This is a genomic window from Actinomadura formosensis NBRC 14204 (genome assembly GCF_001552155.1).
Classification (GTDB): domain Bacteria; phylum Actinomycetota; class Actinomycetes; order Streptosporangiales; family Streptosporangiaceae; genus Spirillospora; species Spirillospora formosensis.
In genome coordinates this window covers 24661-38371 of the sequence record NZ_BCQQ01000013.1, presented here as the reverse complement: position 1 = coordinate 38371, position 13711 = coordinate 24661, and the positions used below count along the sequence as shown (strand labels likewise).

Here is a 13711-nt window from a genome sequence, read left to right as displayed (position 1 = left end):
CCGAACGGCGCTGATTCAGGTGGTTGCGACGAAGACGTTCTTGAGTTCGGTGTAGGCCTGGACCGCGTCGGGACCGAGCTCACGGCCCAGCCCGGACTGCTTGAACCCGCCGAAGGGAGTGTTGATCCGCACCGATGTGTAGGAGTTGACCGCCAAAGTACCCGACTCGATGGCGCGGGAGAGCCGCAGCGCACGGCCCACGTCGCGGGTCCAGATCGACCCCGAGAGCCCGTAGGGCGAGTCGTTGACGCGCCGGATCACCTCGGCCTCGTCGTCGAAGACCAGGACGGAGACGACCGGTCCGAAGATCTCTTCACGGGCCGCCGGGTGGGCGTCGTCGATCGGGCACAGCACGGTCGGCGGGAACCAGAACCCCGGCCCTTCGGGGGCATCGCCCCGGAACGCGACCGGTGCCCCCTCGACGTGCCCGGCCACCTGCCGTCGGTGCCGCTCGGAGATCAACGGACCCATCTGTGTGGTCTCATCGAGCGGGTCGCCGACGCGCATCCCACGGGTCAGGACCTCCAGCCGGGCCAGGAACTCGCCGAGCACCGGGCGCTGGACGAAGACGCGCGACCGCGCGCAGCAGTCCTGGCCCGCGTTGCCGAACACGCCGCCGGCCAGGCCGTCCACCGCGGCCTCCAGATCGGCGTCGTCGAAGATCACGGAGGGGGACTTGCCGCCCAGTTCGAGTGTGACCCGCTTGATCGTATCCGCGGCCCGGCGGCCGATCTCCCGTCCCACGGCGGTCGACCCGGTGAACGCGATCTTCCCCACGGACGGGTGCTCGACGAGGTGGGCACCGAGTTCCGAGCCGGAGCCGACCACGACGCCGAACAGCCCGTCCGGCAGGCCCGCCGCCACGCAGAGACGGCGCAGCTCCAGCGCGGTCAGCGGGGTGAGCTCGGCCGGTTTGAGCACCACCCCGTTGCCGCCGGCCAGCGCGGGGGCGATCTTCCAGGAGGCGATCGAGAGCGGGAAGTTCCACGGTGTGATCAGCCCGACGACGCCGATCGGCTCGTGAAAGGTCATGTCGATCCCGCCGGCGACCGGGATCGTCGATCCCAGCAGGCGTTCCGGCGCGGCCGCGTAGTAGCGGAAGGTCGCGGCGACACCGGCGACCGCTCCCCGGGCGTCGCCGATCGGCATGCCGACGTTGCGGGCCTCCAGCCGGGCCAGCGTCTCGCTCTCGGCCTCGACCCCGGCGGCGATGGCCAGCAGGACGCGGGCCCGTTCGGCCGGGGGCGCCGCGCACCAGTCGCGCTGAGCCCGGCCGGCCCGCGCGACCGCCTCGTCGACGTCGGAGAGGCTCGACCGCTCGATCTCGGCCATGGGCTGCCCGGTCGCCGGTTCGACAACGGTGTGGATCAACGGTTCCTCCGGTGGATGTTCGAATGGCCGGGCACGGATCCGGCCGCGGCTCGTATCAGGCCTGTGAACAGCTCGCTCGTCACCGGATCCTCGGGGTGCCACTGCACGCCGAGCGCGAACCGCGAGCCGGTCCACTCCACGGCCTCGACCACGCCGTCCGGGACCGAGCGGGCGATGACCCGCCCGCCGCGTCCCAGCTCCGCGACGCCCTGGTGATGGTGGGAGTTGACCTCGCGCAGCCCGGCCAGCCCCAGGTCCCCGAGCAGGCTGCGGCTCTCGACCTCGATCCCGTGGGTCGTCGAGGCGTCGAGGCGTCCCGGCACCGGCCGGTGCTCGGCGAACTTCTCGTCGAGCAGGTGCTGGTGCAGGGTGCCGCCGGTGGCGACGTTGAGGATCTGCAGCCCCCGGCAGATGCCCAGTACGGGCAGGTCCGATCGCAGCGCGAGCGAGGCGACGTGCAGTTCGAACTCGTCGCGACGGTGGTCGGTCTCCTCCGTCCGCTCGCTCGCGGGCCGCCCGTAGAGCCGTGGACTGACGTCGGAGCCGCCGACCAGCAGCACGCCGTCGACCATCGGAAGGAGGCGCCGCGCGTCGGCCTCGGCGGTCGCCGTCGGCGGAACGATGATCGCGAGTCCGCCGGCGTCGCGGACCGCCGTCAGGTACGTCTCGGCGACCAGCACCGCCGGCTGCGTCCAGAAACCCCAGGACGCGATGCTCGGCACGCCGCACACCCCGATGACCGGCCTCATGGCACCACATGGATCAGTGGTCTGTTTTGCATACCAGCGGACCCTAGGACCAGAGGCGGCTAGAATGCAAGACATGACGGTGAACGACGACATCCTGCTCGCCCCGTTGGAGACGCCGCCGGCGTACGTGGCCGTGGTGGACCGGCTGCGCCGCGCCATCGCGCTGGGCGTCGTGCTGCCCGGGGAACGACTGCCGTCGGAACGAACCCTGGCCGAGAGTCTCGGGGTGTCCCGGGTGACCGTTCGCGAGGCGCTGCGGATCATGCAGGGCGAGCGCCTGCTCGTCACCAAGCGCGGCAGCGGCGGAACCGTCGTCGCGTCGGCCGCCACGAGTCCCGAGGCGATCTGCGCGGACGGCGACTACCAGGTACAGGTGCGGGAGGCCTTCGAGTTCCGGCTCGCGGTCGAGGGCATGGCAGCCCGCCTCGCCGCCGAGCGCGGCACCCCGGCCGAGATCGCCGACCTGCTCGCCTGCCAGGACGCGCTACGGGTCAGCAGCGGTGTGGACGAGTTCCGCCGGGTCGACTCCGCGTTCCACCTCGCGATCGCCCGGATGAGCCGGAACTCGATGCTCCGGCGGTCCGTGGAGGAGGCCCGGGCGGCGGCCTTCGCCTGGCTCGACCTCCGGAACTTCGAGGTCTTCCACGACTCGTCGATCCGCGGCCACGAGGCCATCATCGAGGCGATCGAACGGCAGGCCCCGGACGCCGCCGCCGAGGCGATGGCCGCGCACATCGGCGAGGCCCGGACCGAGGTGCTGACGGCTCTCGCGCACATCGCCGAAGGCCAGGACTGAGCCCACGGCGGCAGAGTCGCGGCGAACTCTTCCACTGGGTGCCCAGCACCCTGCAGCGCGCCGCCGGCTCCTGGGGCGCCGTCGCACACCCCAGGAGCCGGCGGAGGAGTTGGGCTGGCACTTGTTCTCTCCCGACCGGCCACTCGCCGAAGCAGGCACCCGGCCCAACCGCGTGCTGCGGCTCAAGACCCGGCAGAACCGACCTGGCTGGTCGGGCGTGTTCAGGGTTTGAGGCCGACGCAGCAGTAGTGGGGGACCGGTACCGGGTCCCCGAAGACGTTGGCTTCGGGGCGCCATTGGGAACACGCCACGATGCCGGGGTCCAGTATTTCCAGGCCGTCGAAGAAGGGGGCGATCTGGGCGGCGGTGCGCAGGACCATGGGCGGGGTGCCGTGCTCATTCCAGTAGTCCACGGCGGCATTGGACGCCTGGGTGTTGATTTCGTTGGTGCCGTGGCTGAGTACCAGGTAACTGCCCGGCGGCAGCGCCTCCATCAAAGTGCGCACGGCGGCGTAGGCCTCCTGGTCGTCCAGGATGAACTGCACGATCGCCAGCAGCGTCAGCCCGACGGGCCGGGAGAAGTCCAGCGTCCGGCTCGCCTCGCGCAGGATCGTGGCCGGGTCATGGATATCACCGTCGAGGTAGGCGGTTTCGCCTTCGGGAGCGCTGGTGAGTAGAGCGCGGGCGTGGGCGAGCACGAGGGGGTCGTTGTCGACGTAGACGATCCTGCTCGCGGGGTTGGCGCGCTGGGCGACCTCGTGGGTGTTGTCCACGGTCGGCAGGCCCGTGCCGATGTCCAGGAACTGGTCCACCCCTCGTTCACCGGCTAGAAGACGGACTGCCCGGCCCAGGAACACCCGATCAGCGCGGGCAGAGGCGACGATGTCGGGGAACACGCCGATCATCTGGTCGCCGACCTGGCGGTCAACGGGGTAGTTGTCCTTGCCTCCCAGCCAGTAGTTCCAGATGCGCGCCGAATGCGGCACCGATGTGTCGATGACGGGTTTATCCGCGCCCATAGAGGCTCCTGCACAGTGGCGAGTCGAACTGGTCGCCCGACATTCTTCTCCAACATTACGGGCCCCGAAGACTGCGCGCATATCCCGATGCCGCCGCACTCGCCAACTCGTATCCGCCAACTCGTCACCAGGCCAAACCCGCCCTGTCACCGAACCGAAACGAAGATCGGCTCCTACCGCTGATTCCCGCCCTCAGCCAGTCTCGCGGGCCGTCACCGCTGTTCCCGTTCGCGCTCGGCTCCGGTCAGGGGCCTGTGCACGCCACCGGCCGCGCCCTTGGCTCCGGCCGCGATGGTGCGGATGGACTCCCCACGCTGGCGGCGTGCCAGGAGCGGCAGGCTTGTCGTCACCGATGACGGGGCGCCGCCCGACCCGGCCGCCGAAGACCGCCCACGCCCCCACCGTCATACAGACCTGCCGTTGCCCCTTGCGGGGCTTACTGGGCCCGCCCCCTACCGGACGATAACCCCGGCCCGGGGCGAGGGAGGTCCGGACCGGCGGTGGGGGCGGGTTCTCATGTCCCTGTGTCCGGATCCCTGTGTCCGGGGTTGCTGTGTCGCCGCTGCAGACGAGGTGGTCGTCTTCGCCGGGGGCGTCTGACGTCAGTGCCCGCAGGAGCCGGGCTGCGCAGGTGAGATGGTGGCGTGTCAGGTCCTGGCTGAGGACGATGACCGTGCTGCCGTCTTGGTGGCCGAGGTATCCCAGCAGCGGGGCGGGCATCGCGGCGTGGGCGAAGGGCCGATCCTGGCGTGCATACCCCTCTGCCGGGCGGGTTGAGGTGTGGTGACGCAATCCGGCCAGGAAAGGCCCCGGGTTCGGCCGGGAACAGGGCTTCGCCGGCCTCGCGCACGCGCGCGTTTTTTGGTATTCGACCGGTCGGATACCCCGGGCGGACGGGCGGCCCTAGTCGACGACGGCGCCCGCGGTCAGATTGGCGATGGTGCCGGTCAGGCCCTTGGCCAGGTCGGACGCCAGGAAGGCGGCGGCGTCGGCCACCTGCCGCACCGTCAGCGGACCGGGCAGTGGGCCGCCCGCTCCGACTTCGTCCAGGAGCTGTTGGAACGGCACGCCGAGCCGCTCGGCGGCGCGTTCCCACATGCCCCGAGTGTGGGAGCCGAGGCGCTCTGCGGTCTCCGGAATGCCGTTGAGCCGCAGGCCCACGACGCGGATACCGGACGGCCCGAGCTCCATCGCCAACTGCCTGCACATGGCCTCGCTCGCCGCGCCCGCCATCCCGAACGGGCCGGACAGCGCGACCGGCACGCGGGCCATTGGCGGCGACACCGACAGGATCACCCCCTCCCGCGCGTCGAGCATGTGGCGAGCCGCGGCCCCGGCGGTCACGAAGTTGGTCCGCAGGTAGGCCGTGACCGGGTCGAGGAACTCCGGCACCGACATGCTCACCAGCGGCATGCCCTGGTCGCCGACGTCGATCCCGACGGTGTTGACGCAAATGTCGACGGGGCCGGTGCGGTCGGCCGCCCGGGCGATGTGCCGCTCGACCGCCTGCTCGTCGAGCGCGTCGACCTGCTCGGTGTGGGCGGTCGAGCCCTCGGCGGCGATCTGCGCGGCGACCGCGTCCAGTTTGGCCTGGGTGCGTCCGGCCAGATGGACCGTCGCGCCGTGGTGGGCGAACGCGCGGGCGACGGCTCCGCCGATCGCTCCGCCGCCGCCGTAGACGATGGCGTTCTTGCCGTTGAGCAGCATTGGATCCTCCTGATGGGTGGGTTGGTGCGAACGGTCACAGGGCGTCGGGCAGCCCGAAGGCCGCGAAGACTTGGGAGTCGAAGACCGTGACCTCGGCGACGAGGCCGTCCTCGACGTCCAGGACGGCCAGGGCAAAGGCGCGGAAGTCGGACATACCAGGCGCGCTGACGTAGGTGGCGACGGCCGGCTGCAGGTTCGCTCGGGTGGGAACGAGGCGCAGGTCCTGGGCGTCGGGACCGTGCAGGATGGGCGCCCACGCCTGGACGATCGCCTCGCGCCCCTCGTACCAGACCGGTTCGGTGCCCCTGTGCCCGCCGGATCCGCCCTGGTGGCCGACCTTGGCGTCTTCGCGCAGCACCAGCGCGACGGCAGCGTCGTCGGCCCGTTGCAGAGCGTCCATGTACCGCCGGGCGACGGCCCGCTCCTGGTCTCCGGTGTCGGGTGACGGTGTCCAGTCCAGCCGGCGCGGCGGCAGGTGCGTCCGCATGGTCAGGCGGGCGCGCTGGAGCCCGCTGTTGACGGATGCGACGCTCGCTCCCAGCAGTGCTGCGGTTTCCTTCGCCGACCAGCCCAGGACGTCCCGCAGGATCAGCATCGCCCGCTGGCGGGGCGTCAGGTACTGGACGGCTGCGAGGAACGCCAGCTCGATGGTCTCCTTGGCAAGGAACACCGCGTCCGGCTCGGCCTGGCCTGACGGGATCTCTTCCAGCAGTTGGTCCGGATACGGCTGCAACCACGGCACAGCTGCAGGCGGCAAAGGCGCGCTCTCCTGATTCTTCGACGTCTGGTTCTGGGACGACGCCGCCAAGCGCGGCCGTGGATGCCGCGACAGGAAATCAAGGCAGGCGTTGGTCGCGATTCTGTAGAGCCAGGCACGGAATTGGCTTCCGCCTCGGAATCCTTCACGGCTCCGCCATGCGCGGAGGAACGTCTCCTGAACCAGGTCCTGGGCTTCATCGAAGGAGCCCAGCATTCGGTAGCAGTGAACGTGCAGTTCCCGCTGGTGGCGTTCGACCAGTTCGGCGAACGCCCTCTCGTCGCCCGCCTTGGCGCGGGCGACGGTCTGGGTCTGCGCGCGTTCGTCCACGATCGTCCCTCCGTGTCGGTGCTCTGCCCTATATGACTCCGAAAGGACGCCTCTCTTATCGCGCACACTGTAATTATTTGGTCACTCATGGTCAGGTGGTGGTCTGAAGGTGACATCGACGCCGCGCCACTGAGCCCGCCGACCTCCAACGCGCCAGCACCTCCCCGGGTCAGCGCGCTTCGCTCACCTCACCGTCATCTGGCGACGCCTTCACCGGGCGAACCCGCACCGCCCAACTCGCTCTTCGGCTCCAGCTCCACCCGTGCGGACGGGTCGGGCGCCGCGCTCGGCTGCGGTCCTCGCCTGCCCCAGTTGAAGACGAGTTTCTCGATGCTGAAGTAGACGAAGACCTCGACGCCGCGCACACCCGGAATGGTGCGCACATGCTCGTCGATCAGCATCAGCAGTTGCGGCATGTCGGCCGCGATCACCTCGGCGAGGATGTCGTGCGAGCCCGCGGTGATGACGATGTACTCGACCGGGGCCAGCCTGCCGAGGTGCTGTGCGACCTCACGGCTCCGCCCGTCGACGTCGATGGCGAGCATCGCCACCACCCGCCGACCCAGGCTGAGCGGATGCACCAGCGCCACGATCCGCAGTACGCCGGCGTCTCGGAGACGGTTCACGCGCTTGCGCGTCGCCGCCTCCGACAGGCCGACCGCCCGCGCGATCTCGCCGTAGGGGCGCCTGCCGTCCTCGTGCAGCATCGCGATGATCGCCTCGTCGGTGGCGTCCAGGCTCGGAGTCTCCCTACGAAAAGTAGTCATTCGGCGAGACTGTATTCGTCGCCCCGGATGGGCTGAAGAACTATTAACGTCCACTGACAGCGCTTCCCGTGATCATTCTGTTGACCTGGGGTCGGATGCATTGACGTAATCAGTCCAAGAGCTTGTTCACCGAGCGTGGGAGTGAAGATGACCGTGCAGACGTCCGGGGCGACCGAGGCGGTGGTCCGCGCGTTCGTCACCGCGGACGATCCCGAGGAAATGATCAACCTGCTCAGCGCCGACGTGGTCATGGACGACTGGATGACGCCGGGCACGACGCTGCGCGGTCGCGACGCGGTCGTCGACCGGATCCTCGTGCCCATCGCCGCGTCGTTCCCGGACGCGCACTTCGTCGTCCACGACGTGATCGCCGGCGGCGAGCGCGCTGCGGTCCGCGGTGAGTTCACCGCGACCTTCGCCGCGCCCTACCTCGGGCTGTCCGCGCACGGGCGGCGCGTTCGCTGGACGGCCCACGACCTTTATCAGGTCGCGGAAGACCAGGTCACGAGGATCTGGTGGGGCAACGACAGCCTGAACGTCGCCCGGGAGCTCGGCGCTCTCCCCAAGGACGGACGGCCGTGGTGAATGCGGCGCTGCCCGTCACCGAATCGTGGTTCGACCGCCGGGACTTCGGCGATGGCCTCACCCTGATCAGCGAGCCCCACGTGCACGAGCTGCTGCGCGGCAACATCTGGCACATGCGCGGCAGCGCCCGCGATCTGCTCTTCGACACCGGGCTGGGGATCGTCTCGCTGCGCGCCGCGTTCCCGGATCTCTTCGAACGGGAACCGCTCGTCGTCGTCTCGCACGCCCATCTCGATCACATCGGCGGGCTGCACGAGTTCTCCGACCGGGCCGCGCATGCCGCCGAGGTGGACGCGTGCGCCCGGCCGGAACGGGCGTCGCTGGTCGGTGCCGACTATCCGGACGAGTTCCGCGCCTATATGGCCGCGGCGGGCATGCCGCTCCCGCCGTTGCTGCTCGACGCGGTGCCGGCCGCGGAATTCGACGTCCGGCGGTTCGCGACCCGTCCGGCCCCGGCCATCGGGCTGGGCGAAGGAGACGTGATCGACCTGGGCGGCCGGCGGCTGGAAGTGCTGCACTTGCCGGGTCACACGCCTGGGAGCATCGCGCTCCTCGACGCCGAGCGGGACGCGCTCTTCTCCGGTGACATCGTCGCGGCGCGGCCGGTCCGGTGATCACGGGCACCGTTGTGGACTCTGGCGGTTACCCGGTCGCGGGCCTGCTGCTCGGCACCTATGGCGTCGGTCCCGACACCGCCGCAGCGCTGCTCATCGCCGCCGGCGACAACCCAGAGCGGCCAGGCACCCGGGCCTCCTTCGCCGCGCTGTGCGGCGTCAGCCCCATCGAGGCATCCTCCGGCAGGACACAACGGCACCGCCTCAACCGCGGCGGCGACCGCCAAGCCAACTGCGCCCTGCACACCATCGTCCTGTCCCGCCTGCGCCGGGACCAACGCACCCGTGACTACGTCCAACGACGCACCGCCGAGGGCAAAACCCGACGTGAAGCCATCAGGTGCCTCAAACGCTACGTCGCCCGGGAGATCCACCAGCTCATTACCCGCTCACCGAGCGCCACAGCACCAATGGCGGCTTGACATCCATAGGGGCATCAGCCCCCAGGGCGGTTCACTGTGACACGAGCGTGCGGGTAAGGCGCGCCAGCTCGGCACCGGGCGTGCGGAGGGTCAGCGGTCGGGTGGACGGCGGTCGGGTCATGGCGCCCACGATGGGGCCGAGCGTGCCCGGTTGTCTCAGTCTCGCGGGGGGCCTGGTACTGGCCGGGGGCGCGCAGGGCCTCCACGATGTGCGCGGTGGTCTCCACCGCCGCGACCTCGCCGTGGGCCGGGGCGATCACCTCACCCCTACCGGGACGATAACCGCCGGCCGGGGTCTGCCCAGGTACGCCGAGCCCCGGACTCCAGGGGGAGTCCGGGGCGGCGAGGATTTCGTCGCGGCGAGCTCGGCGCGGCCGCCGCAACGGATCAGCAGGGCAGCACGGCCGCCGCCGGGCTGAAGGCGAGTGCGGTTATTGGGCCCTTGGTCAGGGCCACCACCTGACCAAGCCGTAACCGTAGATGACGCGGCTGTTTCGCCTGAGCTTGCGCGTTCGCACGGCGTCCCTGTAGTTGCCGTCGACCGTCCAGACGTACTTCCTACTGACCTTGGTGACGATGCCGATGTGGTCTTCGCCGTCGTGACCGTTCTGGTCGTAGAAGATGATGCTGCCCTCGTCGGGGGTGTGCGTGAACCTGTGGTGGCGTCGGAACCAGGCGGCGTGGGAAGGAACGTAGCTATGCTTGCCGCCGGCGCTGGACCCTATCTCGGCCTTGTGGTAGACCCAGGACACGAAGATGTCGCACCACTCGGTGCAGTTCTTTCCGTACCAGCGGCCGTACTTGGTGCAGTTGGTTCTCCCGCCCTTCCTGTACTCCTTGTAGCCGACCTGACTTTTGGCGATCTTGATCGCGCGGCTGAGGTACGGCCCGATCGGCGGGTCCTTCCGGGGCGCTGACGTCGGCGCGGGCTGGTTTGCAGTAACGCCCGCACTCGCGGCGGCCGGTTTGACGGCGGCATTTGCGCCTTCGGCCTGCGCGCCCAGCACGGAGACGCTCAGCGGCGCGGCTAAAGCCAGCGCCGCGAGTCGGCCCTTACGGGTGCTCATCTCTTTCTCCTTTTCTTCGATGGTGCGTCGATTCAGTCTTCTTGTGGCGCCGGAGTCTTTGGGGGCCTCCCATTCTTGAGGGGTGATCGTGGCGGTGGTGTGCTCAGCGTGGACGTCGACCGGCAGATCCGTCGGGTGGGGGTGTCGGTCCTGGCGACCTCGATTGCGGGAGGTCGCCGGGTTCCATGGCACGGTCGCCGAATTCGTTCGGCAGGGATGTGGCCAGGTGAAACAGAGCAGAGTCACTAAGAGGCGAAGATCGCAAAGAGGATCTTTTCGAGCCGGCCATGACTATTCATATCACTCTCCGTGATATGGGGAGCAAGACGACTCAAGTAAAGAAGTAAGCGATTCCGCGCACTATCGTGGAAATCACGTAATCGCAGGGAAGGAAGCTACGTGCTTATGCCGACACGACCGTTGTAGATGATCACAAACGGACACTTACGAAACGGGCACTCGTGTTCGTCGTCGGCACCAGCTCCGCGCTCACCTTGAGGAACTCCAGGTCGACCTCATCCAAAGCCCCGCTGGTGACTTCGGGTAACGCACAGGCCGGGACCGAACGCGTGATCTCAGCGAAACCGATCCAGAAAAGATGCTTTCCAGTTTGCGGCAATCGAGGCGTTCTTCAGCGGTTACTGAGTTTGAAGGCGTGATGTCGTCACGATGGTGCAGCCCGAGACAGAGTCAGGCCGGTCTCGGTGAGGCAGCCGTCGATCAGATGGCTGCGGTACTGGATACGGCGCAGACCTCGCCGCACCGTGGTGATCAAGTGCTCGGGATCGATAAAGATCGTGTTGGCCGGCAGGCCAACGCAGCAATGGAGACCCGGCGGGCCGAGCGCCCCCGAACCCGCGCCACCGGAGTATGACCACGCGGCGCCCAGGTACGTGCCGTGGGCGGCGTCATCGAGAACCCGGCCTCGTCTTCGAAGACGAGCCGGGCACCGGGCGCCGCCACGGTTCTTCCACCTGTGGCCAGGTCTCCATCAGCCGGCCGGTCACCGCCTGATCGTCCCGCTCCACCGCACGGCGTGCAGGGACCTGCCGGCTCCACCCATGCCGCCTGAGCAGTGCGGCAACACCTTGAACGGTGTATGCCAGGTGGAACCGCCGCCCGATCACCGTCTTGATCCGTGACAACGTCTTTGATCCGGCCAGCCGTGTTCGGCCGGCCCGGGCCGGCTCGGCCTCCAGCACCGCGAACTGCTCGCCGGTCAGCATCGGCAGTGGGGCCGGCCCCTTCGAGCGCAGCGCTTCGGCGCCTCCCTAGTCCCACGCCCGACGCCGGCGTTGCACCGACCGCACACTGACGCGCAACTGCTTGGCGATCTTCTGATCGCTCACCTCGCGGGCGAAGTCCTCGGCCGCCCGCAGTCGCAGCTGTTCACCAAACGCCCGTCGCTCCGCGGTCAGCCCACCACCTTGCGGATACCTCATGACCTTGGGTACTGCAGGGGCAGTGGCTTGTCAGCCCCACGACATCACGCTTTCAAGCTCAGTAATCCCTACGAGAGCCTGCTCATCCAGGGCAAGGTCGTCGAGATGACCCGCGACGGCGCCGAGGAGGGCATCGACGCGCTCGCCAAGCGCTACCTCGGCGTCGACTCGTTCCCCTTCCGCCAGCCCGGCGACGTACGGGTGATCATAAAGATCCAGCCGGAGAAAGTTCACCACAGAGGAAAAGAAGAAGGAGTGGACAAGATGCCTGATCACGACGGCTCGGCGGCGCGACTGCGCGCGCAAACGCTTGAGCTGCACCGCAGTCATCTGCGCCACCTGCTCGATAAGACCATGGAGGCATGCGTCGACGCCTTTGCGGAGGACGCGGTCAACGAGCGCCGCTTCATATAGCCTGGGGCCAGGCGCAGGAGGGTGCCACCGGGTCCGCGGGCAGGACAGAGTCCACCTCCGATTCTCCACGCAAGGCCGCGATGACGACGATCTCTTCCGGCCCCGACCGCGGACCACGGGGTGACGAGGGAGACGTCATGCGCGACCTGCCCGCCCGTCCCGATCTGGACCAGCTCCGCCACCAGGCCAAGGATCTGCTGCGCGCCGCCCGGCAGGGCGACCCCGAAGCGAGGGCGCGGATCCGCTCGGTCTCGGACCGGACCGCCCTTTCCTCCGCCCAGCTCGCGCTCGCCCGCGAATACGGGTTCGCCGGCTGGACGAAGCTGAAGCTGGAGGTCGAACGCCGGGACATTCTCAACAACCGGGATCTGTCCCGCCTGGCGAAGCTGCTGGCCGAACACCCGGAAATGGCCACCAGGAACCTCGAACGCTGGTCCGACCAGGCTCACGAAGAGCCGCTCGGCTACGTCACGATGATGCGGTTCAACCGCGACCGGCTCGGCCTGCCCCACCACCTGCCCGGCACCGGCGCGGTCGCGAGGGCCCTGATCGAGGCGGGCGCCCCGGTCGACGGGCGTCCCGGCGACCGGGAAACGCCGCTGATCACCGCCGCCAGCTACGGCGACGCCGAAGTCGCCGCCGTGCTGATCGCGGCCGGCGCCGACCTTGAGGCCGTTTCCGCCCCCGACTCGGGAGGCGTCCCCGGCGCCACGGCGCTCGTTCACGCGGCGGTGTTCGGGATGACCGGGGTACTGGACGTCCTGGTAGCCGCGGGGGCTCGTGTCGACAGCCTGGAAACCGCCGCCGCCGCCGGAGACATCGGCGGCTGGCCGCTCGCCCGGTGCACCCCGCAGAGCCGGCTGCGCGCGCTGGCGTTCGCCGCCGACCACCAGCGGCTGGACGTCATCGACCGGCTCGTCGCCGCCGGAACCCCGCTCAACGAACCGGACGCCGAATGGGGACGGCTGCCCCTGCACACCGCGGCGGGCAACGGCAGGGCCGACGCCGTCCGGCGGCTTCTCGGTCACGGCGCCGACCCCGACCTGCGCGACCCCGTGCACCGGCGCACCGCCCTGGAGGCATGCGAGCCACCGAACGGGCCCGTCCGCAGCCGGGCGCACGCCGAAGCCGCCGCCGTCCTGCGGCCGGTGACCGGACGCGGCAGCCGTCGCCCGCCGCGCGGGGAATCGGCCGGCATCCAGATCCGCATCGAGGCACGGGACCTTCCCGGCCGCGACTGCGGGTCGTTCCCGGACATGCCGGAGCACCGCAACGTCCATGTCGGCGTCCAGCGGGGCAGGCGCCGCGACGAACCGCTGGATCCGCACCCCGGCGACGCGGCCACGGCCGTCTGGACCCTGGAGGCCACGGCGGTCCCTGCCCGGGCGGGCATCGACATCAGGGGCCCCTACATCCAGGGCACGCCAGGGGGCCGGTTCATCTACCTCTGCTGGGGCGTGGTGGACGACACCGGTGCCTTCGCCATGTTCCGCCGGGCGAAGCTGATGCTGGACGCCATCGACTCCACCACCCTCGAAGCCGCCCGGCGCTACGGGCGCCTCATCGCCCGGCTCGGGCTCACCGACTCCGGCGGCGGGCCGCTGTGCTCCACGGTCCGGCCGCCCCTGGTCGACTGGTCCGCGGGCCCCACCGGATAGCGGCCACCGCGCG

At 69.6% G+C, this 13711-nt stretch carries 14 protein-coding genes and 1 pseudogene; 6 read left to right on the top strand and 9 right to left on the bottom strand.

Features of this window, described 5'->3' with window-relative positions:
* Positions 1-15 precede the first annotated feature (15 nt).
* Positions 16-1371 carry an aldehyde dehydrogenase family protein gene (locus AF1_RS05385; protein WP_084262469.1) on the bottom strand — a complete coding sequence of 452 codons (1356 nt, stop codon included), beginning with the start codon at positions 1369-1371 and terminating at the stop codon, positions 16-18.
* Positions 1368-2120 (bottom strand): gamma-glutamyl-gamma-aminobutyrate hydrolase family protein, encoded by a 753-nt coding sequence (locus AF1_RS05380; RefSeq protein ID WP_067793882.1) that lies wholly within the window; start codon positions 2118-2120, stop codon positions 1368-1370. The genes AF1_RS05385 and AF1_RS05380 overlap by 4 nt, the downstream gene beginning before the upstream one ends.
* Before the next feature lie 73 nt (positions 2121-2193).
* Between AF1_RS05380 and AF1_RS05375 the strand changes: the two genes are divergently transcribed.
* Positions 2194-2916, top strand: coding sequence for a FadR/GntR family transcriptional regulator (locus tag AF1_RS05375; RefSeq protein WP_207393960.1), 723 nt, complete (start codon positions 2194-2196; stop codon positions 2914-2916).
* A gap of 221 nt (positions 2917-3137) precedes the next feature.
* Here the strand turns inward: AF1_RS05375 and AF1_RS05370 are convergent, their stop codons facing one another.
* The 4 genes from AF1_RS05370 to AF1_RS05355 form a co-directional block, all read right to left on the bottom strand.
* Complete coding sequence (locus AF1_RS05370; protein WP_067793881.1) at positions 3138-3935, bottom strand: SAM-dependent methyltransferase; 798 nt, start codon at positions 3933-3935, stop codon at positions 3138-3140.
* A gap of 903 nt (positions 3936-4838) precedes the next feature.
* The gene (locus AF1_RS05365; RefSeq protein ID WP_067793880.1) at positions 4839-5642 is read right to left on the bottom strand and encodes an SDR family NAD(P)-dependent oxidoreductase; all 804 of its coding nucleotides are present in this window, start codon (positions 5640-5642) and stop codon (positions 4839-4841) included.
* 34 nt (positions 5643-5676) lie between these two features.
* The gene (locus AF1_RS05360; protein ID WP_067793879.1) at positions 5677-6729 is read right to left on the bottom strand and encodes an RNA polymerase subunit sigma-70; all 1053 of its coding nucleotides are present in this window, start codon (positions 6727-6729) and stop codon (positions 5677-5679) included.
* 194 nt (positions 6730-6923) lie between these two features.
* The gene (locus tag AF1_RS05355) at positions 6924-7496 is read right to left on the bottom strand and encodes an Lrp/AsnC family transcriptional regulator (protein ID WP_084262468.1); all 573 of its coding nucleotides are present in this window, start codon (positions 7494-7496) and stop codon (positions 6924-6926) included.
* A 147-nt stretch (positions 7497-7643) separates the two neighbouring features.
* On the opposite strand from AF1_RS05355, the gene AF1_RS05350 reads away from it, so the two are divergent.
* From AF1_RS05350 to AF1_RS05340, 3 genes and pseudogenes are all read left to right on the top strand, one after another.
* Complete coding sequence (locus AF1_RS05350; protein ID WP_131732421.1) at positions 7644-8081, top strand: ester cyclase; 438 nt, start codon at positions 7644-7646, stop codon at positions 8079-8081.
* Positions 8075-8695 carry an MBL fold metallo-hydrolase gene (locus AF1_RS05345; protein WP_067793877.1) on the top strand — a complete coding sequence of 207 codons (621 nt, stop codon included), beginning with the start codon at positions 8075-8077 and terminating at the stop codon, positions 8693-8695. The genes AF1_RS05350 and AF1_RS05345 overlap by 7 nt, the downstream gene beginning before the upstream one ends.
* Before the next feature lie 5 nt (positions 8696-8700).
* A pseudogene (locus tag AF1_RS05340) lies at positions 8701-9117 on the top strand (transposase); the annotation flags it as partial.
* A 446-nt stretch (positions 9118-9563) separates the two neighbouring features.
* Here the strand turns inward: AF1_RS05340 and AF1_RS05335 are convergent.
* The 3 genes from AF1_RS05335 to AF1_RS36990 all read right to left on the bottom strand — a co-directional run bounded on the left by AF1_RS05335 (position 9564) and on the right by AF1_RS36990 (position 11626).
* A complete protein-coding gene (locus AF1_RS05335; RefSeq protein ID WP_067793876.1) occupies positions 9564-10184 on the bottom strand; it encodes a CHAP domain-containing protein in 621 nt (206 codons plus the stop codon).
* A gap of 908 nt (positions 10185-11092) precedes the next feature.
* The gene (locus AF1_RS33025) at positions 11093-11410 is read right to left on the bottom strand and encodes a helix-turn-helix domain-containing protein (protein ID WP_207393962.1); all 318 of its coding nucleotides are present in this window, start codon (positions 11408-11410) and stop codon (positions 11093-11095) included.
* Positions 11411-11455: 45 nt separating this feature from the next.
* The gene (locus AF1_RS36990) at positions 11456-11626 is read right to left on the bottom strand and encodes a helix-turn-helix domain-containing protein (RefSeq protein WP_407642186.1); all 171 of its coding nucleotides are present in this window, start codon (positions 11624-11626) and stop codon (positions 11456-11458) included.
* Between the two features lie 27 nt (positions 11627-11653).
* Between AF1_RS36990 and AF1_RS33020 the strand changes: the two genes are divergently transcribed.
* Both AF1_RS33020 and AF1_RS33015 read left to right on the top strand, forming a co-directional pair.
* Positions 11654-12040 (top strand): hypothetical protein, encoded by a 387-nt coding sequence (locus AF1_RS33020; protein ID WP_131732422.1) that lies wholly within the window; start codon positions 11654-11656, stop codon positions 12038-12040.
* Between the two features lie 137 nt (positions 12041-12177).
* Entirely contained in the window at positions 12178-13698 is a 1521-nt protein-coding gene (locus AF1_RS33015) for a DUF5990 family protein (protein ID WP_165488329.1), read from the top strand.
* The last annotated feature ends 13 nt before the right edge of the window (positions 13699-13711 follow it).

What these genes read in the sequence shown, in the direction of transcription:
- AF1_RS05380 (WP_067793882.1), bottom strand. Translation starts at nt 2,120, where the DNA reads ATGAGGCCGGTCATCGGGGTGTGCGGCGTGCCGAGCATCGCGTCCTGG.
- AF1_RS05375 (WP_207393960.1), top strand. Translation starts at nt 2,194, where the DNA reads ATGACGGTGAACGACGACATCCTGCTCGCCCCGTTGGAGACGCCGCCG.
- AF1_RS05370 (WP_067793881.1), bottom strand. Translation starts at nt 3,935, where the DNA reads ATGGGCGCGGATAAACCCGTCATCGACACATCGGTGCCGCATTCGGCG.
- AF1_RS05365 (WP_067793880.1), bottom strand. Translation starts at nt 5,642, where the DNA reads ATGCTGCTCAACGGCAAGAACGCCATCGTCTACGGCGGCGGCGGAGCG.
- AF1_RS05355 (WP_084262468.1), bottom strand. Translation starts at nt 7,496, where the DNA reads ATGACTACTTTTCGTAGGGAGACTCCGAGCCTGGACGCCACCGACGAG.
- AF1_RS05350 (WP_131732421.1), top strand. Translation starts at nt 7,644, where the DNA reads ATGACCGTGCAGACGTCCGGGGCGACCGAGGCGGTGGTCCGCGCGTTC.
- AF1_RS05335 (WP_067793876.1), bottom strand. Translation starts at nt 10,184, where the DNA reads ATGAGCACCCGTAAGGGCCGACTCGCGGCGCTGGCTTTAGCCGCGCCG.
- AF1_RS33025 (WP_207393962.1), bottom strand. Translation starts at nt 11,410, where the DNA reads ATGCTGACCGGCGAGCAGTTCGCGGTGCTGGAGGCCGAGCCGGCCCGG.
- AF1_RS36990 (WP_407642186.1), bottom strand. Translation starts at nt 11,626, where the DNA reads ATGAGGTATCCGCAAGGTGGTGGGCTGACCGCGGAGCGACGGGCGTTT.
- AF1_RS33015 (WP_165488329.1), top strand. Translation starts at nt 12,178, where the DNA reads ATGCGCGACCTGCCCGCCCGTCCCGATCTGGACCAGCTCCGCCACCAG.